This is a genomic window from Nocardia sp. NPDC006982, from assembly GCF_042869435.1.
Classification (GTDB): Bacteria; Actinomycetota; Actinomycetes; order Mycobacteriales; family Mycobacteriaceae; genus Nocardia.
Genome location: NZ_JBIAFV010000004.1, coordinates 314,242 through 338,653, shown reverse-complemented (window position 1 = coordinate 338,653; position 24,412 = coordinate 314,242). Strand labels below are relative to the sequence as shown.

Genomic DNA, 24,412 nt, shown 5'->3' with positions numbered 1-24,412 from the left:
ACCTGCGCCCGTGCCTGCACGACTGGTGGTGAGTGTCCATGATGTTGCTCCGGCATCCGAGCAGGAAACCGCGCGCTGGTGCGCCGACGCCGACGCCTTCGGCATCCCAGTGTCGATCCTGGTGATCCCGGGTCCATGGCGGGGTGCGAGCCTGGCCGACGCGCCCGACTACGGGAAGTTCCTGCGCGAGCGCCGCGCTCACGGCGACGAGATCATGCTGCACGGCTGGGAACACCGGGCCCCGAAGGAGGGTTCGTTCGTCCGCCGCGCGGTCGCCCGGATGGTGGCACGCGGCGCCGCTGAATTCGCCGCGCTCGACGTCGCCGCGGCCGACGCCCGGCTCCGGCAGGCCATCACGGTCATGAATGAGATGGGCCTGACCACAACGGGTTTCACCCCGCCGGGCTGGCTGTCCTCGCCGGCCTCGGACTGGGTGCTGCGTCGGGCGGGCTTCTCGCACACCACCGATCATTTCGGCGTGCGGGATCTGCGGACCGGCCTTCGGGTGCGCGGGTTCGCGCTGTCGCAGCGCCCCGGCGGATGGGGTGAACGCACCGCGGCCGGGCTATTACCTCGGCTGGCCGGACGTGCCGCGAAGCGCGACGGCCTGGTCCGAATCGCCCTGCATCCCGACGATCTGCACTACCCCGGGCTCCGCGACGCCGCGCTGCGGGGAATCGATGCCGCGCTCTGCGCAGGTGCGCGCCCGGCCACCTATGCGGAGGTGATCGGCTGATGCGGATTGTGCAGGTCGCCAACTTCTACACCCCGGCGTCCGGAGGTTTGCGCACTTGCGTCGATGAGATCGGCCGCGGTTATCTCGCTGCGGGACACGATCGAGTTCTGGTGGTGCCGGGCCTGTCCGACGCCGACGTACTCACCTCATCCGGGCGCCGGATCACGGTGCGCGGCCGCCGATTCGGTGCGGCGGGCTACCATTTCCTTACCTCCGCGCGTACCCTCCCGATACTGGAGAGCGTGGGCCCCGATGTGCTCGAATGCAGCGACAAACTGAGCATGCGCTGGCTCGCACCGTGGGCCCGCCGTAACGGCATACCAGTGGTGCTGTTCTCACACGAACGCATCGACGCCATCCTGCGCACCCGGGTACCACCTGGGTTTCCACTCGTCAGGGCCGCGGATCTGGCCAACCGCCAGCTGGCCGCACGCGCCGAGCATATCGTCGTCACCTCGGGTTTCGCGGCTGCGGAGTTCACCCGCATCGGCGCCGCGAATGTGCGCCGGATCCCGCTCGGGGTGGATCTGCACACGTTCCGCCCGATCGATCCCGGCGTGGTCGGGGCGGTGGGCGGGCGAGGGCACACGACGACGATCGCCACGGTCTCGCGTTCCACGTCGGTGGTCCAGCCGTCGGCGCTGCCGCTAAAGGGCAGCAGCACAACGCATTCCGCCTGCCACCGCTCGGAGCGCACACGATGGTTGCCGCGCATAGTGCGTCCGTCACGCGCGTCGAACACGGCATCGGGCCTCGGCGAGAACCATCTTCCGAATCGCTCCGGGCGAACCCCGGTGGACCCCAGCGGTCACTCTCCGGCAGACCCTGCCGCGAGCGCACTACACCTCGGCCGGTCCGCACCGTGGAATTCCGGCCCGAATGCACTGCCGCACTGGCAGTTCCACTCGGCTCAGCACTATCCGAACAGCACGGTCCAGCTCGTGATGGTGAGCAGGCTGTCCCGCGAGAAGTGTCCCGACCGGGCGATCGATGCGGTCCGGCTGTTGTGTGACAGCGGTATTCGGGTCAGGTTGACCGTGATCGGCGACGGACCGCTGCGGGATTGCCTGCAGCGCCGGTCGGCCGACCTGCCGGTGACCTTCCTCGGCTATGTCGCGGACCGAAACCTGGTGGCGGCCACACTCGCCCACGCCGACATCGCCCTGTGCCCTTCCCCCGCAGAGACATTCGGCCTAGCCGTGCTCGAGGCGCTCGCATGCGGCACGCCGGTGGTGGTCCCGCGCGACGGTGCCGCCCGCGAACTGCTCGGTCCCGCGGGTTCCGGCGTCGACTGCGACGGCACTCCCGCCGGTCTCGCCGCCGGTGTGCGCACCCTGCTCACCCATCCCGCCGATCGGCGCCGCCAGGCCGCCCGCCGCAGCGCCGAACGTTTTTCCTGGTCGATCACCGTCTCCGGCATGCTCGCGCTCTACGCCGACCTCAAACCCGGTGCGATCTCCACCGGTCCCCGCGAGAAACGAATCCAAGCACCCAGAACGGATTTCACGACACCTGGTCGATAGCCAAGGTATCGCCATCGCGTCGGTCCCGGATGCCGCCGTCACGTTGTCCGCGAACGTCGCCGCCATGCCCGTCTTCGGCATCGCCAGCGCGTCCACCGCGAAGGTCACCATCTGGTGTGTTGTGGATGTCGCCGTCGTTTCGGCCGGGAATGGTGCTGTCACGGTGGTCGTGAATGTCGCTGTCACGTTCGTCGTGGAGGGTGGGTGAATTCGCGAGCAGTGCAACGCCTCCGAGGATCAGGGCGGCGGCACCCGCCAGGGGGAGCGGGTGCGGTTCGGTGACCGCGGCGAAGAGGGTGAGGTCGGCGACGTAGCTGAGCACCGGATCGGTGATGGTCACAGTGGTCAGCGCGGTCGGCAGGGAGCCGTGCGCGAATGCCTCCTGGATGAGGACGCCGCCGATGATGGTGGTCACCGGAACGCCGAGCAGTGTCCAACCGTACCGATGCGGCTCCGACGTGCCGACGGACACCAGCACCGCGGTGCTGGTGACGCAGAAGCCTGCCGCCACGGCGGTCAGCGAGGCGCGCAGCTGCGTCGGCCGGGTCGCCCGCGACAGCAGAAACAACACGACCACCGCTATCACCACCACCATGCCCGCCCGCGGCAGCGTCTCCGGTCGCGGCACTCCGTGCGGGACGCCCTGAGCGATCAGCAGGACCAGCCCGGTGCACACGATGGCGGCGCCCACCCAATCCCGGCGCAGCAGTCGGCGCTTCCGCTGTCGCGCGGCCAGCGGCAACGCAAACAACAGTTGCACCACCAGCAATGCCTGCACCATCGGCAACGCACCCAGCCGCAGCGCCACCGCATGGCATCCGAACCCTGCGACGCTCGCGCCCTGGCCGACGAGCCAGCGCCGGCTGGTCAGCATCCGGCGCGCAAGCGGACCCACCGCCAGTAAGCGCACGCCGCTCGGCTCCGCGGTCGCCGCCTGCCGTACGGTGTCCTGCTGCAATGCCGCAGCGACGGCGAACAGCACCGCAGCCACCACCGCACAGGCGATACTGCCCGCCAGGCTGTGTCCGTTCGCTCCCGCCACACCGCCCATCCTGGACACCCCGTATGAACCACGGTTGTCCCCGGGGTGACGGCTACGCTCTCATCACTTCGACACAGAAGCTAGTCGAGGCGGGTGGCGGTCACGGCCCATACGGGCAGGTGCACCCGGTTGTTTTTCAGCAACGGCGCGATGATCTGGAGTTGTTCTTGCATCGGCTTCATCCGCTCGGCCCATCCGGAGTCGCCGCTCATCTCCTTGGTGAGATGGGTGAACGTCTCTGGGCTGAAGGTGGCTTGGTAAGTGGTGGTTCCCAGGTGGTCGATGCGCCACCCGGCCGCGGGAAGCACCCGGTCGAAATTCTCCGCCGGCAAACCTTTGGGCTGAAGGCCATTGACGTTGTGGCGGCCGAATTCGAACATGAACAGTCGCGCCCCCGGTTTGGTGGCCCGGTGCAGGGCCTGCGCGTACTGGGTCTGGATTTGTTCGTCGTCGAGGAACACGTGGTAGAACGCGCTGTCGACGACGGTGTCGAACCGATCCTCCAGGCCCTCGAGTCTGGTGGCGTCGGCCACCTCGAAGTCCACCCTCACCCCGGCGCGCTCCGCGTTGCGCTCGGCCCGCTCGATCGCCGCCGGCGACGCGTCGATCCCGGTGGCCGAGTAGCCCTTGGATGCGTAGTAGATCGCGTGATGTCCCGGGGTCGAGCACCTCACCCCGCACAGCGCCGTAGGCCACCAACTGCTGCACCACCGGCTGTGGGCCCCCGATGTCCCAGGGGATCAACTCCGGAGAATCCTGCTCCGGCAACGCGTCACGGTACAGCGCCTCGAAGTCTGGCTGACCTTTGTGGTTCCGTTCCCTGCCCATGACTCCTCCTTCGATTGCGGACGGGCCACACCTGAAGGGTCGTGCTAGAGATGAGACCAATGGTTCCCCAATTCGGCGGCGGACGCCACCGACCGTCGTGACTGTGGGTTGGGTCGGCTCGGATCAGGGCCGTGAGGTTCCTTGCCTTCGATGACGGACAGGCGACGCTCGATTCATGGCCAAGCCGTATCGAGCATGGTGGGGTGTAAGGGTGTCCAACGTGTGGAAGCGGATCGTGATACGCGCCGGATTGCCGATGTGGACTTTCCGTGTCCTCACGGTGCCCGGACGTCGCACCGGTCGCGCGATCGGATTCGACCTCGTGTTGATTCGCCTACCGTGCGCCGTTCCCCACCGGCACAGTTGATGCCCGTTCCTCGACGGACTGGCTGCCGACTTCCAAGGTTGGACTGGGCACCGAACCTGGCGCACCAATCACCTGGCACTCGAGGCCAGACGACGCGGAGTTACCCCCGGTGCGCGGCATCACGGTGGACGTCTCACTGGCCGAGGAACTTCCGGTGAACCCTCTCGCTCTCGGAGTCCCGGTGTGGCGAGGCGTTTGGTACCCGCCAGTGAACCTTCGAACCGGGCCGAACCTCACTCCGCGCGTGTCTCGGAATCACGCTCCGCCTGAGGGCCGGTGAGACTTTGCGCGCGACGACCATGTCATCTGTCACGATGAATTCCCGTTCGCCGATTCCGGTGTGCCGGAAGTAATATCGCGGACTCGACCTAGAAAATCCTGAACACAACCTTGTGTACCCGCCAATGCGGGCAGCTTCGGGCCCGCGCCCCGCGCCCGCGCGAAAAACATCCGTACGAGTCCATTCCGACTGTTCGGGCGAGCCACAACCATTGAGCGGCAGGCAATCTCGCCGGAACGCTCGCTCATAGCCGATTATGGGATGGTCTCGGTCGGCGTGGTGCGCAAGTCAGTCCGCTCGACGGCCGGCGAGCCGGCGGAACGCCGCCGACGCACGTGTCGCCACGGCTGCGCCTCGCATCAGCCGGCGGAAGGACTTGCTCGACGGCCCGGGCAGCAGTCCGGCGAGCTGGACCGCGTCGATGAGGTCGTAGAGGGTCTCTCCCTCGGCCATAACATTGTCGGTGTTGAAGGTGTAGCGATCGACGGCGGTGCACTGCACGAACGCGCCGTTGCCGGGGATCGAGATCGCCTTGTCGTCGTATGGATGCAGCCTCAGTGGGCCGACGAGGTGACCGGAACCGAAGTATCTGACCACCATTCGCACGGTGCCGTCGGGTGCGACATCGACGTAGGACTGGCCGGGGATCGGGTCGTATCGCCAGTCGGGGATGGCGTCGAAGAAGGCGAAGTTGTAGTTCACGAATTCGTCGAGACCTACCATCGTGGCGCCCAGGGTGGTGACGTCCTTGTAGCGGAGATCCTCGGCGTAGAGCTCGTGGTTGTAACTCATGTCCCGGGCCTGCCAGCTCCACCAGTACTTCTTGGCCCAGTCGAGTGTCCAAGCGATGTCGAGGCCGTGTTCGCGGTAGAAGGCGATCTTCTCCTCGTATTCGTCGAACCACGCCGAGGTCATGGCGCACAATTCGGACTCGTCGAGGACCCGCACCGGCTCGGCGCGATTGGTCAGGATCCGCGGGATGGGTTGGGCCAACCGCGGCTGGGCTAGCGCTTCCTGAAACTTGTCCTCGTTGAACATCGACTCTCCTGAAATCGGGAACCAACTGCTTCCGGATGTAATCCTCACTGTTATCGTGGTTTCGTGTCAAGGAGCTATGGCGGCAGATCTGCGGAGGATCGCACCGCCGGCCGCCGTTCTCGCCTGATCGACGCCGGAATGACGGTGGTCGGAACCCAGGGAGTGGCCGCCCTGGGCATGCGGGCGGTGTGCCGCGAGGCGGAATTGAGCCAGAAGTTCTTCTACGAGAGCTTCGTCGACACGGACGCCCTGCTCTACGCCGTATATGGCGCCGCGCTGTCCCGATTGGAAGAGGCAGTGCAACCCGCACTCCGCACTGGCAACCTGGCCGGAATCATCGATGCCGCGGCCCAGCTGATGGAACGCGATCCGCGAATCTGCCGGATCCTGCTGATCGAGCCGATTGCCGATCAGCGCCTGCGGGTGCACGTGCGGGCCCTCGCCCCGGCATTCGGCCCGCTTCTCCTGGGCGGGATCGTCTCGGGCGACCCTGGTGATCCGCGGGTCCGGATGCGCTACTCCGGCCTGTCGGGTGCGATCATTTCGCTCTTCATCGAGTGGACCGAGGGCAATCTCGGCGACGATCGTGATGCCTTCGTGGCACACGTTGCCTCGGTCGCCGAACGATTGACGGGCGTAACCCTGCCCGACGCGACCTGACACGGGCGCCCCGAACATCGGGGACGTTCGGCTTCCATTGTTTTGTCGTCGCGAGCCTGTTCCCCAGCCCGTGTTCGGCGAGGTTCGACGACACGCCTTATGACCGGCGCGATGATGATTCCTTCTGATCGCAGATTGGGGGTCCCGTTTCGTCCAAGGTGAGTGCTGATGCTCACTGTGAAGACGAATGCGGATGATTCCTTCTGGCCGCGCGTGCGTGAGTTCGCCGTGCCGCCCTCCATGATCAGCCGACCATCTTCGACTCCAGGGGCCCGACCACCCCGATACCCTCGTCACTCGCCACAATCTCATCTACCTATGTGGCAAACGGGTAGATATCGGAAGGGCGATGATCGATTTCGAGGAATTGCTCGCCGACCGGCTGCGCATCCTCGGACCCGACCACCCGGAGACCGCTACCACCGGCGACAAACCCGCCTATCTTCGCAAGCAGTTGGCGTCGAAGTCCGGATGGATTCGAAACCCAGCGAAAGACATGTCGCTCAGCCAAAGTCATCGGATGCCGTCGTCGGCGGGGCAGTTTCGGCTACGATGCCAGTGGTGGGGCGCGGTCGATTCGGTGTTGGGCCGGCCGGACTCGGCGGGTGGGGTGCGGATTCGCTGTGACAGCGTTTCGCAGCGGCGGCGGTTGCGGTAGCGCAGCACACGTGTCGGAGAGCGGAACTGGCTCGCGGTCGGCGAATATTCGCTGGCCGTAATCCGCCTGGACGCGGGATCATTGCCTACCTGTGTCGCTCGTTCGATTCGAGACGGGGGGAGCATGAGTTCACGCGCGACGGCGGTAAAGCTGGTGCTGCGTTTTTATGGTCGGGAAATGGCCTCGCGCAAGGCTACAACGATTCCGGCGCTGCTCGGGCCGGCGCTCGGCAATATCTGCAATCTGTACATCGCTCCGCTGATCGTCGCCATGATGGTCGGCCGGGTCGCGGTGACCGGGGATGCGAGTTTCGGGGCTCTGGCTTCGTATACCCTCGCCTTCGGCGGCACCCTGTTGCTCGCGGAACTGCTGTGGCGCATCGGGATTCACTGCTTGAACCGAGTCGACGCCTACGGAATCGAGCACCTGTATGTGTTTGCCATGGACGAGCTGCTCGCCAAGGACGCGGCGTTCTTCCACAACAACTTCGCAGGTTCGCTGACGAAGCGCTCGCTCAGCTTCGCGGCTCGGTTCGAGCAGTTCGTGGACACTCTCGCCTTCGAGATTCTGGCGGCGCTGGTGCCGCTGCTGTTCGCCTCGGTTGTGTTGTGGCGCTACAACCCCGTGCTGGTGGCCGTGCTGATGGGGATGATCGTGGTGACCGTGCTGGTCATCCTGCCCTTGATCCAGCGCCGCCAGAAGCTGGTGGACGACCGGGAGGCCGCCATTGCGCTGGTCTCCGGGCATCTGGCCGACAGCCTGGCCAATATGCAGGTGGTGCGTGCCTTCGCTGCCGAACCACAGGAGGCGGCCGAGCATCAGCGGCGGGTGGCCGCATCGCGGCGAAAGTCGTTGCGCTCCTGGGATTATGCGAACCTGCGAATAGATACGCTGGTGGCGCCTCTGGTGGCGCTCACCAATGTGATCGGCCTCCTGATCGCGTTGGGTCTCAGCGGCGGGAATGCGGGGGTGGAGGCCATTGTGGTGGCATTCACTTATTACTTCAATGCCACCGGGATCATGTTCCGGTTCAATCAGATCTACCGGCGGTTGGAGACCGTGCTCACCGAGGCGGCGCAGTTCACCGAACTGCTGCTGGACGAACCGAAGGTGCTCGATACCGAACATCCGGAACTACTGCAGCCCAAGGGCTTCGACGTGCGGTTCGAGAGTGTGAACTTCACGTATGGCGGTGCGCGGCAGCTATTCCATGAATTGGATCTGCACGTGCCGAGCGGCACCAAAGTAGGTCTGGTCGGACGATCCGGTGGTGGCAAGACCACCATCACACAACTACTGCTGCGGTTGATGGATATCCAATCCGGCACGATACGCATCGGCGGGCAGGACATAGCCGGGCTGCGGCAGGCGGATCTGCGCAGTCTGATCGCCTACGTGCCACAGGATCCGGCCATGTTTCACCGGACCCTGAGCGAGAACATCCGGTTCGCACGCCCGAGCGCCACGGACGAGGAGATCCTGCGGGCCGCCAAGGCCGCGCACGTCACCGAGTTCGCGGACGCGCTGCCGCAGGGTATGGAAACGCTCATCGGCGAGCGCGGCGTGAAACTGTCCGGCGGCCAGCGTCAGCGGGTCGCGCTGGCTCGGGCCATCATCCGGGACGCGCCCATCCTGCTCCTGGACGAGGCCACCAGCGCCCTCGACTCGGAAAGCGAATTGCTTGTGCAGCAAGCACTTTGGGAGTTGATGCAGGGGCGTACGGCGCTGGTCGTAGCGCACCGGCTGAGCACTGTGGCCGGAATGGACCGGCTGGTAGTGCTCGACCACGGGCGCATCGTCGAGGAGGGGACACACGAGGAGTTGCTCGCTGCGCAAGGAACATACGCGCAGCTGTGGCGGTACCAGTCGGGCGGATTCCTCGGCGAGGACGTGGTCGCCCATTGATCGTGCGCGGCCCTTGGCGGTATTGCTGTGAGCCCGTCGAGCGGCCCGGATACATCACCCAGCGAGGGTTCGATGGCGCGCCGGTACGCGATCGACATGATCGTTCCGCCTATCGCGATCCCGATCACGCTGCAGGTCTGTCGCACGGTGTCGGTGACGGCCGACCCGGCACCGGCCTGGTCCAACGGAACCCGCACCCGCCCATGGTCAGCGCCGCCACGGTCAGCGCGGGCACGGTGACAGGGCGTAGCGACCAGCGGCGAACCAGACGCGCGCCGAGCGGCGCCCCCACGAGCGCGCCGAGCGCCGTCGGGCAATTGGAGTTGGTCATGAACACTTTCGAATGCGATCGGTGAGAATTGACGATTGGGCCGTAGGCAATCGTCACACCCCGTCAATTTTAGATTTTTTGTCTCAACCTGTTGCGGCTGAATGGATTTCATGGCCTGTAGTGAGTTTCCGATAATTTCGTGAAATTGTTGTTCAACCTGTTGTCACTGGAGGGATTTATCGCCTATGACCCGACATCGGCATTACCGCACGGGCACACCATCATTCATTCGGTCGGTCGGTCGCAGCTTTTCGACCGACCGGCGGCTGCTAATAGGTTCACGCATCGGTCTGTATTTCGATGTGGACACGATATCGAGGACTGTCACTACAACTCACCGTGCCCAGCACACACTCGAACGGCCCCAAAAGATCCAGTGATCACCTTTCATGCTTGGACACCTGTATAGGTTTGCTGACTCGAAAGGAACTGCGATATGAGCTCTCTGGGCACCCCACTCAAGAAGATCGTCGCCACCAGCGCGATCATCGGCGGAGCCGGTATGGCATATGTCGGCCACGCTTCCGCCGCTACCGATCAGGAATGGGACAGCCTCGCCGCGTGTGAATCGGGCGGTAATTGGAGTATCAACACGGGCAACGGGTTTCAGGGCGGCCTGCAATTCTCGCAGGGCACATGGGCTGCATACGGCGGTGCCGCGTATGCGCAGACTGCCGACAAAGCCACCCGTGAGCAGCAGATCGCCGTCGCCGAGCAGGTACTCGCCGCTCAGGGCTGGGGTCCCTGGGCAGGATGCTCGGCAGCGCTCGGCCTCCGGTGAGACACTGAGCCGTCCAGCGGGTAAGACCGAGCTCGCGGCCGGTGTTCCGGGTCAGTTCGGCTTCAGGGTGCCGACACTCAGCGATCCGCTCGTAGCGGTCCGCACCTTCTTCTCTGCTTCGCGGACATAGCTGACGGGATCCTTGTCCACGGGCTGGACGCCTGCGTAGTTGCGCGCCTCGTATGCGGCGAACGCGACGGCCAGCTGATGGCGGCGCGGCAGCCCGGCCAGGCGGCGAAAGTCGGTGAGGCCCTCGCGTTCTTCCTCTGCCATGTGATCGCTGTTGGCCGTGTTCGCGGCCGCGACGGCCGCGTACCAGCCATCGGTGCCGACCTGATGGTGCGCCACTTCGGCGATCGCGTCCCTGATCTGGTTGTGGTCGTGGATAGCGTCGAGTGTCTCGTCTTCGACCCCGCCGGCGCGCCGGGCCGCGATACCCACCTGCAGCAACGCGGGATAGAAGATCTCCTCCTCGGCCTGCGCGTGCAGCTCGAGGAAGGCGGCCAGCCTGTCCCAGATCGCGGAAAGCACCTCGGTCTCCGCGCGATCGATCTGCTCCAGGATTGCGAACAGCCGCCGCTGCTCATGGTGGTCATCAAGGATCAGTTGGGTAATGTCCACGATTCCTCCCTTGGGAAGCCGACGATAACGCACCTCCGAGGCGCCCGGCGGCCGACGCACCGACGTGCGCCCGCTGCTCGTCTCGCCCGTGAACTTGACATTGTCACTGTGTGAAGGCCTTCACTGGCTGTCGGAGGTGGTCCACATCAATTCGACACACAGGAATCCACAGGACATGCGACTGCTCGACGCATTGGCGGCTGGGAACTCGTCGACGCGGCTCGAGGCGGCTCTGGCGGTCGGCACGCATCCCGAGCCCGGTTTCGTCGATGCGCTCTTGGAACGGTGCGCGATCGAGCCGGACTTCTTTGTGCGCGACATGCTCACGTGGGCGCTGACCCGTCTCCCGCCGGAGATCACTGTTGCGAAACTCCGCGCGGAACTCCGTTCCGAACGCGCGCAGGCCCGCAGCCAAGCGCTGCACACGCTGTCCAAGATCGGGGACAGAGACGCATGGCCCGCGATCACGCGGTCATTGCTGCACGATGCCGACGACGAGGTCGCGCGGAGTGCATGGCGCGCTGCTGTCGTTCTCGTGCCCGACGGGGCAAAGCAAGGGCTGGCCGCGGAGCTGGCCACGCAATTCGGCCGCGGTGACCGGGAGGTACGACTGAGTTTGAGCCGTGCCCTCGTCGCGCTCGGCGACGTGGTCGAGCCGGTCCTTCGAAAGGCGCTGGCAAGTCACGACCCGACGGTGCGTGCGCACGCGAGCGCCACGCAGCGGCTTCTGCGGGACCCTGATGCCGGATTCGACCTCGCCATCGGGGCGGCCAGACGGGTCGTCGCGCTCGGTCCGGACCGAGCGGAGACAACTGCGTGCTGATCGGTGAGGTGGCGCGCCGCTCGGGGGTGAGCGCCCGGATGCTCAGGCATTACGACTCGCTCGGGCTGGTACGACCGACCGGCCGCACCGTGGGTGGCTACCGCGAATACTCTCCCGAAGACATCCGGCGGATCTTCCATGTGGAGGGGCTGCGGTCCCTGGGACTGTCACTGAGCCAGATCGGACGCGCTCTCGGCGGCCCCGGATTCACCCCGTCCGGACTGGTCGGCGACCTCATCCGAAAGACCGAGGAACGACTGAACCGGGAGCGAGAACTCCTCGACCGGCTCCGTACGGTCGATGCGGCCGAGCCCGCCGACTGGCAAGACGTCTTGCGCATCGTCGAGCTCCTGCACGGACTCGGTTCGCAGAGTGCCGCCCGGCGGCAGCAGGCCGTCCTGGCCTCGGCCGAGGACGTGCCGGTGCCCGCCGAGCTACTGGCCGAGGCGGTCCTCACCGAATCCGATCCGAACGTTGCGGGGGCCCTGCGGTGGGCCCTCGCACGGGCCGGCGGTGACGGCGTGGCGAGCGTGGCATCCGGCATGGTCTCCGAGGATGTCGACGTCCGGCGGCGCGCGGTCCTGGCGCTCGCCGAGCTCCCGGGCGACGAGGCGACCGCGGTGCTCATCGACGCGCTCGGGGACGCGGACGCGACGGTCCGTAGACATGCTGCTCTCGCACTGGGTGCGCGGGGTGTGACCCGGGCTGTGCCGGAACTTGTCGGCACGGTGGTCGAGGGTACGAACGATGTGGAGGCGGCCGAGCTGTTGGGAACGTTGGCGCGGGACGCGAAGTGGGCAGACCGGATCATGAGAGCGCTGGTCGACGAGTTCACCGCACACACAGCGGACTCGGCGGTGCGGATCCGACTGACCCAGGCCCTCGCCGAGATGCCGGGCACGATCGCGCTGGATACCCTGCGGCAACTGGCCCACGACGATGATCGGGCCGTGGCCCTGTTCGCCTCTGCCCTCGTGGAAACGCTCGAAGAACGGCCGGACGACGAGCTCAGGCAGCCCTAGAGATGTTCGCTCATCGCTCCAGCGGTGGCGGCTGGTCACGTAGCGATCTGTCGCTACGTCGCTGGAAATCACACCCAGGTGGTCGCCAGCCAACCGGTCACGGCGGCTACGAATAGAAGTGTCATGTTGAGGGTGACCCTTTGATCTTCGCCGGTCAGGTGGACCGGGATCGCGCCGAGTTGCAGGAATACGAAACCGATGGCCGCGGCCACGGCGAGCCAGGGCGCGAGGCCGGTCAGTGGTGGAAGGATCAGTCCGAGCGCGCCGAGAATCTCGAGCACGCCGACGGCCCGGACCGCCGGTAGTGGTAGGCGGTCCACCCAGGCCATCATGGGCCGGAGTTGATCCGGGCTTCGAATGACCTTCGCCCCGCCCGCATACAGATAGAAGAGGGCGAGCGGGCCGGCAATGATCCAGAATGCGATGTTCACGATCCCCCTCCAGCGATGACGTTCCTGGCTTCGTAGGTCATATTTCGATTGCACCGCCGGACCGCCGAGGACGTCCAAGACTTGTTCTGCGATGCCAATACCGAACGGGTATCGTCGCAGCGTGGAGCTACGTACGTTGCGCTACTTCGTAGCTGTCGCCGAGGAACGCCACTTCGGTCGTGCCGCCGCCCGGCTGCACATGAGCCAACCACCGCTGAGCCGCGCCATCCAGCAACTGGAGACAGAAGTCGGCGCCTCCCTGTTCGACCGAGCACCCACCGGCGTCGGTCTCACCCGGGTCGGGGCGGTGCTGCTCGACGAGGCGCGCGCACTGCTCGATCAGGCCGACCGTGTCAGCGCGCGGGTGGCCGCCGCGGCCGGAGCCTAGAACCTCACCGTCGGCATCCTGGGCGACGGCACCGACCCCGGGGTCACCAGGCTGGCCGCCGCTTACCGCCGCAAGCACCCCGGTATCGACATCCGCATTCGCGACACCGATTTCACCGACCCCACCTGCGGACTGAAGGCCGGGCTTGTCGACGTTGCGGTGACCCGCGCACCATTCGACGAAACCGCCTTGGCCGCATGTGAACTGCGCGCCGACCCGGTCGGCGCGGTACTGCGCGCCGACGATCCACTGGCCCACCGCGACCACCTGAAGCTGGCCGACCTGGCCGACCGTCGCTGGTTCCAGTTCCCCGACGGCACCGACCCCATCTGGCAGACCTACTGGAACGGAGGCGAGTCGCGGGAAGGCCCGGTGGTGCGGGTCGTCCAGGAATGCGTGCAGGCCGTGCTCTGGAACGGCACCGTCGGCATAGCCCCCCTCGGGCACACCGTGCCCGAGGGACTGGCCGTAGTCCCACTGGTCGATATGGCGCCGAGCCGTGTGGTGGTCGTCTGGAACGAAGGTGACACCAACCCCTTGATCCGGTCGTTCGTGCAGACAGCAACGGCCGCATATCGCCTGAATGGGCCGCGGTCCTGGTAGGTGTAGTGCTCGCCGAGCTGCCTGCAGATTGGGCCATGAGGTCGAATTCGCGGCATGTCCGGCAGCGCCTTTGAGAGCTTGTCAGAGCCGGGAGTGGCCGCCGTCCACCGGCAGGTTCGACCCCGGCCGTGAACGTCGCGCCGAAGGCCAGGAATTCGAATCGCGTTGCAGTGGGCCGATATACCAGCGGCGAAGGCCGGTGTGGGGGAACTCGCTGGCGGAATGCTTTCTTCGCCGAGGATGATGACCTCGCCAGCTACCCTCAATGCGGCCGGCTTGCGGCCTGGCCCGGCGCGGTCTGGGACCGGCACGCTGCAAACGAGGTCATCAACGACAGATGCGTATGTCCGTCTCCGGGCGGCTCGCGTCGCTGTTGACCGGCGTCAGTCTGTCGCCCATGCGGGCAGCGGCTCGCGCGCTGACAACCACTGTTGCGGTATTCCGTGTGTCGTGCCTCGGTTTCCGATCCCGGTGTGTGCTGCCACGATTCCGCCGACGATCGCGGCTGTGGTGTCTATATCCCCTCCGGCTTCGATGCACGCGGTGACGGCGGCCGGATAGTCATCGAGAAATGTGGCGGCTGCCCACAGCGTGAACGGAACCGTGTCCTGCGCGCTGACCTGTGCGCCATTGCCCAACTCGTACGCTGCTTCGGCTACCGATCGGCCGAGCAGCTTTCGAGCTCGCCGGACACCGTCCGCGGTCCGGCCATCAACCAGATACGGCTCTACCGCCTGCAGCAATTCACTTGGTGCACAGCCTTTTCCGCGAGTCGCCGCGGCGTGGCTCGCCGCGGCGGCGACCGCCATGGCACCCACGATGGCCTCCGGGTGCCGATGGGTGACCTCGGCGGACAGCGCGGCCTGCGCTGCGGCTCGACGGAGGTCTCCAGCGAAGTACGCCCCGAGCGGCGCGACCCGCATCGCAGCCCCGTTCCCCCATGATCCGCGCCCGCCGAAAGCAGCCGCGGCCGCTTCGTCCCAGGGGCGCCCGTCGCGAATCTCGTGCAGCACAACGACTGTGCCGCCGCCATAGCCACGATACGGCTCGCAGCGATCGGCGAAGGCGCCCGCGAGCGCGTCCCGGTCGACACAGCCGCGGCCGCGGACTTCCGAGTACACCGAACAGGCCATCTCGGTGTCGTCGGTCCACTGCCACGGCGCCGCCGGTGGTCGCCCGGCGAGCAGATCAGCGACGGAGTGGCCGGGCACGAAGAACTGAGCTCCCAGCGCATCACCAACGGACAAACCCTCGAGGCTGTGATACGCGGAATCGGAAACCAACGGCATACGGTGGCCAATAATGCCAACCGCGACCGGCCACCGCAACCCTCTCCGGAAGCCGAGTCCGGTCGTCTTTGTCAATTCGGTAGCGCGGGTCGGGTTGATGAACCTGTAGCGGCCGCCCGGTTCCAGTGCTCGAGGCCGACGGATGAGCAGATCGGCCATGCCGAACTGAAAGAGTTTGCCTCGGAACTGATTTCGGTACGTCTACTGGCACAGAACGGATCGGTTCAGGCGCGTGCGGATCGCCTGCACCGTCGCGTTGAGCCGGACCTGGTGCGATCCCTCCCAGTAGATCCGTCCGCAGTTGCCGCACTGTCGGAACGTGTCGTAATGGCGGCGGGTGAGCGGTTGCAGCCGATCTTCGACCTCGGCTTTGGCGACCGCGACAACGAAGCCACCACAGCGCAGGCAGCGGGTGAACGGCGCCAACCGTTCGACGAGGTCCAATCGGCGGATCACCTCGACGATCTGATCGACCGGCTGGTCCGATCTGATGTACACGCCGTGAGTTACGTTGCGCCGCTTCAGCAGTCCACGATCGCGGGTGAGCAGGATGCGGTGCTCGGCCGCCGACAACTCGGCCAGTACGGCGTCGTCGGCGTCCCACCGGCAGCGCACGTCCAGGCCCATCAGCCGCATCAGCTTGGCGAGGCCGCCGAGGTTGACGTCGGCGACGAAGCGCGGCTCGCGCAGTGGGTGTGGGCGCACTCTGGTAACCCGGCCGATGTCCAGGGTTTCGAATACGGGATAGGCGGTGATCCGATCGCCTTCGCGGGGGCGCTGGCCGAAGGTGACGGGTTGCCCGTTGACCAGAACCAGGTCGACCTCGGTGTGCGGGATACCAGCCGCCTCGATGACGTCCTTCACGCTCTGATGCGGACGAAACGGCCGGCACAGCACCGTGTATCGCTCGTCGGGCCGCAGAAAATCGTTCAGCTCGGCGTAGACCCGCAGGTCGACGCTCATTCGACGAATACCGCCATCGATGCCGTGAATCCGTGCAACGCATTGCGGCCGGCGATGGGACCGATCTCGCCCGCCGCGAAGATGCCCGCCAGCGGTATGCCGTCGAGCAGGTCCTCGATCATGGCGGCGTCGTGGTTCGCGACCCCGAACATCCGGCGCCCCCGCCCGTTGCAGGTGAACAGCAACGCACCCGCAGGGTGTCCTGGCAGATCCGAACCCACTCGAACGAGGGCCGCACGCAGATCCTCGTCCGCCCCCACCGCGTCGCGGACCTGGAACTGCACGGTTGTGCCGACCTCGACGAGCTCGCCGATCTCGAGCGCGCCGCTCGACGGGTCGGCACCGAGGAGGCCACGGATCAGGAAATCGCCCTGTCCGGGTACTGCCAGATGCTCGTCGACCACGATGCCGATCTGCAACCCGTGTGTCACCAGTTCCTGCTGGTCGGGTGGCATGACCTCGACGATCTCGCGCAACCGCACGATCGGCGGTCGGCCGCCCAATTCGGTGATCAGCGCGCCACGCGCGCCGGTGACGATATACGGATAGCCGATCGGTCGGCAGCCCTGCGACACGATGGGAACTCCGTGCAGTCCGGGAAGTCGCACGCCGACCGCGCCGGAGGTCACCACATCGCGGTCTCGGAACAGTCTGCAGCCGCCCGGCCCGCGCGTGCCGCTCACCAGCCCGCCCATCACGGTGGTACCGGGCAGTTCGGTATTCAGGTGCTCGAGCAGAATGTCGGCGGGGAACGAGAACGGGTCCGGCAGCAGCAGGTGGAAGTCGCGTGCGGCCTTGTCGAAGCGGTAGCCCGCGAGTACCCCTCCGGTCGCCGTGCGGACGAAGTCGAGCTGGAACGTCTCGGCGGCGGGCAGTCCGGATGCCAGCCATACCGCCACCGCGGGCTCGTCCTCGATCTCACGGCGGCCGGCGACGATCGCCTGCGCCACGCATCCGACGAGTGCGGGCACCTGGACCGTCTGGTGGACTCCGGCGAGTACGGCCGCGGCATCGTCGGTATGTGCACGTGATGCCAGCAGCACAGCAAGCGACGGCGTCTCGCCCGCGATCTGATCGCGGGCGTGCGCTGCGGCTTCCGCTCCTGCCTGCCACGCTCCCGGCGCGGTGGAGAGCCCTACTCCGATCCGCACATCTCCATCGTAGCGAACCGTATGTGAGCATGGGTGATGTTGCTGCACAAGGCATTTCAGCGGAATTCGGCGAAAACCTGCCGTCGGGGCGGTGGGTGTGAGCATCGGTAAGGGAACCAGCTGGCCGTCTGGATGCTGAGGGCACCGTAATCCCAGCCCAACACGTTGTAGGCGCGTATTTGGTCGGCGGGTGCTCATCAGCACAGGTGCTCGCGCCGAGAATTCCCGGTTTCCGATCGGGGTCGTCCTGCACCGATGTCAGCGCGGCACGGCCAGCGGGGTGCGCTTCAGGTTCTTCGTGCCGGGCTGCAGACTGGTTGGCAATGAAACTGCCCGAGCTTCCCGATCTGCCCGTGCGTGGCGCGCTCGACCGCATTGTCGCGACATTGACCGAGCGTGGCACCGCCGTATTGGTCGCGCCGCCGGGAACCGGGAAGACGACATTGGTGCCGCTGGCGTTGGAGGGTACCGGGCGGGTGGTGGTGGCCGAGCCGCGCCGATTGGCGGCGCGAGCGGCGGCGGGGCGGATGGCCGCGCTGTTGGGTGAGTCGGTAGGGGAGACTGTCGGGTATTCGGTCCGGGGAGATCGGCGGGTCGGTGCCCGGACCCGGATCGAGGTTGTCACGTCCGGGCTGCTGGTGCGGCGGTTGCAGGGCGATCCCGAGTTGGCGGGCGTGGATGTCGTTGTCCTCGACGAATGTCATGAGCGGCATCTCGACGCGGATCTGCTGTTGGCGTTGCTGCTGGATGCGCGGGCCGGGTTGCGGCCGGATCTGCGGGTGCTCGCTACATCGGCAACGGTTGCGGCCGAACGTCTTTCGGCGCTGCTGGGTAGTGCGCCAGTGGTCCAGGTGCAGGGCCGGGCCTATCCAGTGGAGACGACCTATGTTCCGTCGTTGCCACGGGAACGCAGCGAAGCGCAGGTGGCCCGCGCCACCCGGGCGGCGCTGACCGGGGGCGACGGGGATGTGCTGGTCTTCCTGCCCGGAGCAGCCGAAATCCGCCGGACCATGGATCTTTTGGTCGATGCAGACGTCGATCTGGTTCCGTTGCACGGCAGGCTTTCCGCTGCCGGGCAGGATATCGCGTTGCGGCCGGGCTCGCGGCGGCGCGTCGTGTTGTCCACCGCGGTGGCCGAATCGAGTCTGACGGTGCCGGGGGTACGCGCCGTGGTGGATTCGGGTCTGGCTCGGGTGCCGCGCATCGATCGAGGACGTGGGTTGTCCGGCCTTGCGACAGTTCGCGTTTCGGCTGCCGTCGCCGAGCAACGGGCTGGGCGCGCGGGACGCGAGGCTCCGGGAAAGGTGTGGCGCTGCTGGCCGGAGTACGAGAACGGCACCCTGCCTGCCTATCCGGAGCCGGAAATTCGCACGGCGGATCTGACTCGTCTCGCATTGGAGCTCGCGTGTTGGGGCACCCCCGATGGTCATGGCCTCGCGTGGTGGGATGCACCGCCGCAGGGCGGATTGGCCGCTGGCCGAGATGTGTTGCGTGCGTTGGGAGCCGTGACCGGAGCGGGCGAGGTCACTGAGCGCGGCCGCCACATGGCACGAGTCGGACTGCATCCCCGATTGGCACGAGCGCTGCTCGACGGTGCCGCCGAGGTCGGCACCCGGGCGGCGGCGGAGGTTGTCACGGTTCTCGACGATGACACCCTCGTGTCCGGCGTCGATCTCGTGGCCGGTCTGCGCGCGTTGCGGCGTGAGCGGCCACCGCGCTGGCGGCGGGAGGTCGAGCGTCTGTCGCGGTTGGTCGACGCGACGGATGGCGACGACGATCCGGCTTTCGTTGTCGCACTGGCACATCCGGAGCGGCTGGCACGGCGACGTGGTCCAGGCTCGGCGAGTTATCTGATGGCGGGTGGCACGGCGGTGACCCTGCCGCCGGGTTCGGGATTGGGTGATGCGGAATGGCTGGCCGTCGCGGTGGCGACACGCGATCCGGGACGTTCCGACGGGCGCATCCGGTCGGCCGCGATCGCCGACGAAAAGCTCGCCCGACGTGCGGCATCGAGTCTGCTGGAGACAACGGACGAGGTGGATTGGGTCGACGGTGACGTGGTTGCCCGGCGGGTCGAACGATTGGGCTCGATCATATTGTCGGAGCGCCAGATTAGTGATCCCGATCGCCAATTGCTCGGCGCGGCAGTGCGACGCGGCCTGAATTCGACCGGACTCGCTCTGCTGCACTGGGATTCCGATGCGGTCGCCCTCCGTCAACGCCTCGACTTCCTGCACCGCACGCTCGGTGCCCCCTGGCCGTCGGTCGACGACGAATCACTGCTGGCCGATGTCGACGCCTGGCTCGGCCCCGAACTAGCGACGGCGCGGCGCCGTGCCGACCTCGAACGCATCGATGCGGGACAGGCATTGCGCCGCCTACTGCCGTGGCCCGATGCCGCGCGCATGGACGAACTCGCGCCGGAACGCCTGCCAGTACCCTCCGGCAGTCGCGTCCGTCTCGATTACGCCACCGACCCGCCGGTGCTCGCGGTCAAGGTGCAGGAGGTCTTCGGCTGGACGCAGACACCGTCGCTGGCCGATGGGCGAATCCCGATCGTGCTGCACCTGCTCTCGCCCGCCCGACGCCCCGTCGCGATCACCGCGGATCTGGCGTCGTTCTGGCGCACCGGCTGGCCGCAAGTTCGCAGTGACCTGCGCGGTCGCTACCCCAAGCACGCATGGCCGGAGGATCCCACCAGCGTTCCCGCCCACCGCGGCACCGCCCGTAACGCCGGCTAGGTCCCAACGCGTCAGTCCGGCGAATTGGCCTCTGCTGCAATCCAATTCGCCAGGACGGCGGCCTGGCTGTGGTCTACGTCGCGGGTGGCGGTCAACAAGGTCACCGGATGTTCGCGGGCGATCTCGCGCAGCTGCGTGACGGCCGCACGGTGTTGGGTGTCGCGCAGTTCCGCTAGATATCGGCGACGGAATTCGGCGAAGCGCTCGGGCTGGTGCCCGTACCACTTGCGCAGTTCGGTCGACGGCGCGATGTCACGCATCCACTCGTCCAGGTGCGCGTCTACTTTGCGGATCCCGCGCGGCCAGACCCGATCGACGAGCACGCGGGTGCCGTCCGACGGAATCGGCGCTTCATAGATTCTCCGGTAGGTGACGTGCTGGCTCATCGTGCTCCCATCCTGAGCTGGTCACTTCTCCTCGCGTGGAGCTCTGGAGGTAGCTCCCATGCTAGGCCTCCGGCGTTCGGCAATCGTCGATTCAATCAGTGATTGAATCGATGATGGGAACCTGGTTGACTGCAGTCATGGTGGAACAGGCAGCCGCGGCGGCGGGCACGCGCGAGCGGCTATTGCTGGCGGCCGAGCGACTCTTGCTCACCGAGCGGTACGACGATGTCTCGGTACGGGCGATCTGCGCGGCGGCGGGGGCCAATCCCGCTGCGGTGCACTATCACTTCGGCTCGAAGGAAGCGCTGGTCGCGGCGTTGCTGGAGGATCGGCTCGGATCATTGTGGGCCGAACAGCTGACCGAGGTGACGGCCGCGCACGGTTCGGTAGCGGCGCTGGTGGATGCGGTGATCGAGCCGTTCATCGGATTGGCGGCCGATCCCGTCGGGCGGCTGCACCTGCGGCTGTTGGCCCAATTCGTCCTCGGTCGGCACCCGACGATGTGGCGTCGGCACTGGTTCCGCATGGACACCTGGGTCGGCTTGCTGCCGGAGCTGAGCGAACGCGAGAGTCGGCGGCGCTGGGGATTGGCGTTCGACCTGATCATCGTGCGGTTCGCTGGTGTCGGCACCGGGGAGCATGAGCTGTCGGACGAAGCGGTCCGCACACTGCGGGATTTCGTGGTCGCCGGACTGACCACGCCAGGAGAGAAATGATGAACGAAGTACTCGCACCGACCACACTCGGCCCGATCACATTGCGCAACAGGGTGATCAAGGCCGCGACCTTCGAAGGACGAACACCGGACGCACTGGTCACCGACGAACTGATCGACTTCCATCGCGAAATCGCCGCAGGCGGAGTGGGTATGACCACGGTCGCCTACTGCGCGATATCGCCGGGTGGCCGCACCGACCGGCACCAGATCTGGATGCGCCCGGAAGCCGTCGCGGGGTTGCGCAAACTCACCGACGCCGTGCACGCCGAAGGCGCCGCCGTCAGCGCCCAGATCGGTCATGCGGGACCGGTGGCCAATGCCGCATCCAATCGCGCACCCGCGCTGGCGCCGAGCCGAATGTTCAGCCCACTCGGTATGCGCCCGATGCACGTTCCGGACTTGTCCGAAATCGCCACGGTCATAGCCGATTACGCGAATGCCGCCCGGCTCGCCGAGCAGTCGGGTTTCGATGCGGTCGAAATCCACTTCGGCCACAACTATTTGGTGAGTTCGTTCCTGAGCCCGCTACTGAACCGGCGCAAGGATCGTTACGGCGGCTCCCCGGCCAACCGCGCCCGGCTCGCCCGCGAGGTCGCGGTAGCGGTGCGCGAAGCCGTCGGTGACCGCTTGGCCGTCACCGCGAAGCTGAATATGGAAGACGGTGTGCGCGGCGGCCTTTCGCTCCCGGAGTCCTTGCAGGTGGCCGCGTGGCTGGAATCGGACGGCGCACTGGATGCCTTGGAACTCACCGCGGGCAGCTCCCTGCTAAATCCGATGCTCCTGTTCCATGGCGACGCACCACGCAAGGAATTCGCGAAAGTTCTTCCTGCCCCGGCACGCTGGGGTTTCCGCCTGATGGGCCGCGGCTTCCTCCGCGAGTACCCATACCGCGATGCCTACCTACTCGAACGCGCCAGCCAGTTCCGCAGAGAACTATCAATGCCATTGATCCTATTGGGCGGCATCACCGACCTCGACACAATGCGCACCGCAATGGCCGAGGGTTTCGAATTCGTCGCCATGGGCCGAGCCCTACTGCGCGAACCAGACCTCCTCCTCCGCATCCAAGCCGACCAAAACACCCGATCATCCTGCATCCACTGCAACGAATGCATGCCCACCATCTACACCCGCACCCGCTGCGTCCTCCGTGACAATTAGCCGAGAATGTATTGGTGGCGGGGAACTCTCGAGATTTGCCGCCGCCAATACATGGTGATCGGGTGTCCAGATCCCAGGAGCCTGCGGTAGTCGAGGGCGGGCAGACTGGATTGTGGCGGCGGGTATTACAGTTTGTATCCGATTTGGCGCAGTAGTTGTTTGCGGGCCTCTTTGTCGGTGGGGCCTTCGACGCCGAGTGGCGCGCCCCCGTCGACGACTCCGATAATTCCGCGTCCCGATTCGGTCTCGGCAATCAATATCTCGACCGGATTTGCGGTGGCGCAGAATATTCCACAGACTTCGGGGACCTGCCGTACCGCATTGAGCACATTGACCGGATAGCCCTCGCGCAGGAACACGATGAACGAATGTCCCGCGCCGACCGCGACGGCATTCTTGGTGGCGAGTTCGGTCAGATCGTCGTCATTGCCGGAGGTCCGGATCAGCCGCGGCCCGGACGCCTCACAGAATGCCAACCCGAAACGCAGATGCGGACTGATCCCGACCAGTGCCTCGTGCAGGTCCTCGACCGCCTTGATGAAGTGGGCCTGCCCGATGATGACGTTGAGATCGTCCGGTTTATCGATGTGTACCGAAGTCAGCTCCATCGAACTATCCTGCGCCGCATTCGAGCCCCTGCGCCAGGGTGACACGCCCATCCCTTCGAGGCGCGCGGTACCCCCGGTACCAGGAAAAGTGGGCTGTGTCGGAATTGTCGAGTACGTTGCGAGGCGATGAACACAAGGAGTTCGCGGATGAGGGCGGCCGCGCGCGGTAATGGACTACCAGTGGCGCAAAGCGGACGTATTACGGTGTACATGCTGGTTGACCACAGTGTAAGCCGTTGTCGCTGTTCGGGGTTCGGCGGCGTTGGCGCGGTTGCGGTGGGCGGTCGGTGTCGATGCCAAGTACGGTGTCGGGACGCCGTGTTGACATCGAAACGCGGGGGAGTTCGAAACGAGAATGTGTCGAAGTATGTATTTTGAGCTATCCCGGCGCCTGCGAAAAGCGGTCGGCGGTACCGCGCTGGCGGGACTCCTCATGGTGGCCGGATGCGGCACGGACGCCGACAGGTACTCTGCGGAGCCCAGCATCACCGCGGCCGCCGCGCACACCGATCAGCAGCACCTATCCGTCACCGTGCCGGGCACACTGGCCGCCGGTTTCCAGGAACTGCAGTTGAGTGTGCACGGCAAGCTGGGCATGGCGATCATGCCGGTCGGCGGCGAGAAGATGGTGACCTTCGGCGACTGGACCACCGGACCCGCCTGGTCGACGATGAAGGTACCCCTGGTCATCGCGTCGCAGCGCAAGAGTTCGACGAGCTCGAGCTACGCGGCGACGGCGGCGATCACCCAGTCCGACAACGCCGCGGCCGATACCCTCTGGCAGTCGCTCGGCACCGGCCAGGAGGCGGCCAAGGCGGTCGAGGCAGTGCTGCGCGAGGGCGGCGACACCAAGACCACAGTGCCTGCCACCAAGACGCGCTCCGATGCCTCCGCATTCGGACAGGCGGATTGGGCGCTCACCGAACAAGTTCGGTTCGCCTCCCGGCTGCCATGCCTACCGCAGAGCTCGGACGTGATCGATCTGATGGAACAGATCACGTCGAGTCAGCGCTGGGGCCTCGGCGAACTCAAGGGCGCGGAATTCAAAGGTGGTTGGGGGCCCGACACCTCCGGCTCCTATCTGGTCCGCCAATTCGGCCTGATCCAGGGACCGGGCGGTCAGATCGCGGTCGCCATTGCCATCCAGCCCGATTCGGGCAGCCTCTCCGAGGGAACGAACATCCTGGACCGGCTCGCCACCGTGATCTCCCAGCACCTCGACGAATTCTCCGGCGGCAGCTGTTCCTGATCCCGGTCGAGTCGGCGCCCACGGGTTCGCGCGGCGGCCCGTGGGCGCGCACACTTGACCGGGTAACGGTGGCACCCGAGAATCCCGACTAAAGGGTGAGATCGCAGGA

At 66.2% G+C, this 24,412-nt stretch carries 23 protein-coding genes and 3 pseudogenes; 15 read left to right on the top strand and 11 right to left on the bottom strand.

The features are described from left to right. The first annotated feature begins 10 nt into the window (after positions 1-10). Positions 11-736, top strand: a complete 726-nt coding sequence (locus tag ACFYOW_RS18590; protein WP_387289377.1) for a DUF2334 domain-containing protein — start codon at positions 11-13, stop codon at positions 734-736. After that, entirely contained in the window at positions 736-2,259 is a 1,524-nt protein-coding gene (locus tag ACFYOW_RS18585; protein ID WP_387289375.1) for a glycosyltransferase, read from the top strand. The genes ACFYOW_RS18590 and ACFYOW_RS18585 overlap by 1 nt, the downstream gene beginning before the upstream one ends. On the opposite strand, the gene ACFYOW_RS18580 is transcribed toward ACFYOW_RS18585, so the two are convergent. Together ACFYOW_RS18580 and ACFYOW_RS18575 are read right to left on the bottom strand one after the other, a co-directional pair. Then, positions 2,240-3,301, bottom strand: coding sequence for a DMT family transporter (locus ACFYOW_RS18580; RefSeq protein WP_387289373.1), 1,062 nt, complete (start codon positions 3,299-3,301; stop codon positions 2,240-2,242). The two genes, ACFYOW_RS18585 and ACFYOW_RS18580, sit on opposite strands and share 20 nt — an antisense overlap. An 80-nt stretch (positions 3,302-3,381) precedes the next feature. Continuing rightward, positions 3,382-4,129: pseudogene (locus ACFYOW_RS18575) on the bottom strand (class I SAM-dependent methyltransferase). Between the two features lie 382 nt (positions 4,130-4,511). On the opposite strand from ACFYOW_RS18575, the pseudogene ACFYOW_RS18570 reads away from it, so the two are divergent. Continuing rightward, positions 4,512-4,766, top strand: a pseudogene (locus tag ACFYOW_RS18570) (hypothetical protein); the annotation flags it as partial. A gap of 298 nt (positions 4,767-5,064) precedes the next feature. On the opposite strand, the gene ACFYOW_RS18565 reads toward ACFYOW_RS18570, so the two are convergent. Further along, complete coding sequence (locus ACFYOW_RS18565; RefSeq protein ID WP_387289370.1) at positions 5,065-5,814, bottom strand: nuclear transport factor 2 family protein; 750 nt, start codon at positions 5,812-5,814, stop codon at positions 5,065-5,067. A gap of 63 nt (positions 5,815-5,877) precedes the next feature. Here ACFYOW_RS18565 and ACFYOW_RS18560 point away from each other — a divergent pair, with 63 nt between their 5' ends. The 3 genes from ACFYOW_RS18560 (at position 5,878) to ACFYOW_RS18550 (ending at position 9,037) form a co-directional block, all read left to right on the top strand. Then, the gene (locus ACFYOW_RS18560; protein WP_387289368.1) at positions 5,878-6,474 is read left to right on the top strand and encodes a TetR/AcrR family transcriptional regulator; all 597 of its coding nucleotides are present in this window, start codon (positions 5,878-5,880) and stop codon (positions 6,472-6,474) included. A gap of 349 nt (positions 6,475-6,823) precedes the next feature. Continuing rightward, positions 6,824-7,132 carry a hypothetical protein gene (locus ACFYOW_RS18555; protein ID WP_387289366.1) on the top strand — a complete coding sequence of 103 codons (309 nt, stop codon included), beginning with the start codon at positions 6,824-6,826 and terminating at the stop codon, positions 7,130-7,132. Between the two features lie 177 nt (positions 7,133-7,309). Continuing rightward, the gene (locus ACFYOW_RS18550; protein WP_387289364.1) at positions 7,310-9,037 is read left to right on the top strand and encodes an ABC transporter ATP-binding protein; all 1,728 of its coding nucleotides are present in this window, start codon (positions 7,310-7,312) and stop codon (positions 9,035-9,037) included. Between the two features lie 124 nt (positions 9,038-9,161). On the opposite strand, the gene ACFYOW_RS18545 is transcribed toward ACFYOW_RS18550, so the two are convergent. Beyond that, a complete protein-coding gene (locus ACFYOW_RS18545) occupies positions 9,162-9,368 on the bottom strand; it encodes a hypothetical protein (RefSeq protein WP_387289362.1) in 207 nt (68 codons plus the stop codon). Positions 9,369-9,804: 436 nt separating this feature from the next. Between ACFYOW_RS18545 and ACFYOW_RS18540 the strand changes: the two are divergent. Continuing rightward, a pseudogene (locus ACFYOW_RS18540) lies at positions 9,805-10,143 on the top strand (transglycosylase family protein); the annotation flags it as partial. 57 nt (positions 10,144-10,200) lie between these two features. Here ACFYOW_RS18540 and ACFYOW_RS18535 read toward each other — a convergent pair. Next, positions 10,201-10,830 carry a hemerythrin domain-containing protein gene (locus ACFYOW_RS18535; RefSeq protein WP_387289359.1) on the bottom strand — a complete coding sequence of 210 codons (630 nt, stop codon included), beginning with the start codon at positions 10,828-10,830 and terminating at the stop codon, positions 10,201-10,203. 115 nt (positions 10,831-10,945) lie between these two features. On the opposite strand from ACFYOW_RS18535, the gene ACFYOW_RS18530 reads away from it, so the two are divergent. Further along, positions 10,946-11,593, top strand: coding sequence for a HEAT repeat domain-containing protein (locus ACFYOW_RS18530; RefSeq protein WP_387289358.1), 648 nt, complete (start codon positions 10,946-10,948; stop codon positions 11,591-11,593). Next, positions 11,587-12,615 carry a MerR family transcriptional regulator gene (locus ACFYOW_RS18525; protein WP_387289356.1) on the top strand — a complete coding sequence of 343 codons (1,029 nt, stop codon included), beginning with the start codon at positions 11,587-11,589 and terminating at the stop codon, positions 12,613-12,615. The genes ACFYOW_RS18530 and ACFYOW_RS18525 overlap by 7 nt, the downstream gene beginning before the upstream one ends. Before the next feature lie 68 nt (positions 12,616-12,683). Here ACFYOW_RS18525 and ACFYOW_RS18520 read toward each other — a convergent pair whose 3' ends face one another. Then, positions 12,684-13,046, bottom strand: a complete 363-nt coding sequence (locus ACFYOW_RS18520; RefSeq protein ID WP_387289354.1) for a DoxX family protein — start codon at positions 13,044-13,046, stop codon at positions 12,684-12,686. A 121-nt stretch (positions 13,047-13,167) separates the two neighbouring features. On the opposite strand from ACFYOW_RS18520, the gene ACFYOW_RS18515 reads away from it, so the two are divergent. Further along, positions 13,168-13,434, top strand: coding sequence for a LysR family transcriptional regulator (locus ACFYOW_RS18515; RefSeq protein WP_387289351.1), 267 nt, complete (start codon positions 13,168-13,170; stop codon positions 13,432-13,434). A 15-nt stretch (positions 13,435-13,449) separates the two neighbouring features. Continuing rightward, on the top strand, positions 13,450-14,037 hold the full coding sequence (locus tag ACFYOW_RS18510) for a LysR family substrate-binding domain-containing protein (RefSeq protein WP_387290063.1): 588 nt from the start codon (positions 13,450-13,452) through the stop codon (positions 14,035-14,037). Positions 14,038-14,420: 383 nt separating this feature from the next. On the opposite strand, the gene ACFYOW_RS18505 is transcribed toward ACFYOW_RS18510, so the two are convergent. The 3 genes from ACFYOW_RS18505 to ACFYOW_RS18495 all read right to left on the bottom strand — a co-directional run bounded on the left by ACFYOW_RS18505 (position 14,421) and on the right by ACFYOW_RS18495 (position 17,440). After that, positions 14,421-15,326 carry an ADP-ribosylglycohydrolase family protein gene (locus ACFYOW_RS18505; RefSeq protein WP_387289349.1) on the bottom strand — a complete coding sequence of 302 codons (906 nt, stop codon included), beginning with the start codon at positions 15,324-15,326 and terminating at the stop codon, positions 14,421-14,423. A gap of 201 nt (positions 15,327-15,527) precedes the next feature. Beyond that, entirely contained in the window at positions 15,528-16,289 is a 762-nt protein-coding gene (locus ACFYOW_RS18500; RefSeq protein WP_387289347.1) for a Mut7-C RNAse domain-containing protein, read from the bottom strand. After that, complete coding sequence (locus ACFYOW_RS18495) at positions 16,286-17,440, bottom strand: FIST N-terminal domain-containing protein (RefSeq protein ID WP_387289345.1); 1,155 nt, start codon at positions 17,438-17,440, stop codon at positions 16,286-16,288. Before ACFYOW_RS18495 ends, ACFYOW_RS18500 begins: the two co-directional genes overlap by 4 nt. A 323-nt stretch (positions 17,441-17,763) precedes the next feature. Here ACFYOW_RS18495 and hrpB point away from each other — a divergent pair, with 323 nt between their 5' ends. Next, positions 17,764-20,181 (top strand): ATP-dependent helicase HrpB, encoded by a 2,418-nt coding sequence (gene hrpB / locus ACFYOW_RS18490; RefSeq protein ID WP_387289343.1) that lies wholly within the window; start codon positions 17,764-17,766, stop codon positions 20,179-20,181. Between the two features lie 11 nt (positions 20,182-20,192). On the opposite strand, the gene ACFYOW_RS18485 is transcribed toward hrpB, so the two are convergent. Beyond that, the gene (locus ACFYOW_RS18485) at positions 20,193-20,567 is read right to left on the bottom strand and encodes a DUF488 domain-containing protein (RefSeq protein ID WP_387289342.1); all 375 of its coding nucleotides are present in this window, start codon (positions 20,565-20,567) and stop codon (positions 20,193-20,195) included. 137 nt (positions 20,568-20,704) lie between these two features. Between ACFYOW_RS18485 and ACFYOW_RS18480 the strand changes: the two genes are divergently transcribed. Then, complete coding sequence (locus ACFYOW_RS18480) at positions 20,705-21,283, top strand: TetR family transcriptional regulator (RefSeq protein ID WP_387289340.1); 579 nt, start codon at positions 20,705-20,707, stop codon at positions 21,281-21,283. Beyond that, a complete protein-coding gene (locus ACFYOW_RS18475) occupies positions 21,283-22,446 on the top strand; it encodes an NADH:flavin oxidoreductase (RefSeq protein ID WP_387290061.1) in 1,164 nt (387 codons plus the stop codon). The genes ACFYOW_RS18480 and ACFYOW_RS18475 overlap by 1 nt, the downstream gene beginning before the upstream one ends. Positions 22,447-22,571: 125 nt before the next feature. Here the strand turns inward: ACFYOW_RS18475 and ACFYOW_RS18470 are convergent, their stop codons facing one another. After that, positions 22,572-23,054 (bottom strand): adenosine-specific kinase, encoded by a 483-nt coding sequence (locus ACFYOW_RS18470; RefSeq protein ID WP_387289338.1) that lies wholly within the window; start codon positions 23,052-23,054, stop codon positions 22,572-22,574. Positions 23,055-23,421: 367 nt separating this feature from the next. Between ACFYOW_RS18470 and ACFYOW_RS18465 the strand changes: the two genes are divergently transcribed. Further along, positions 23,422-24,303 carry a hypothetical protein gene (locus ACFYOW_RS18465; protein WP_387289337.1) on the top strand — a complete coding sequence of 294 codons (882 nt, stop codon included), beginning with the start codon at positions 23,422-23,424 and terminating at the stop codon, positions 24,301-24,303. Positions 24,304-24,412 lie beyond the last annotated feature (109 nt).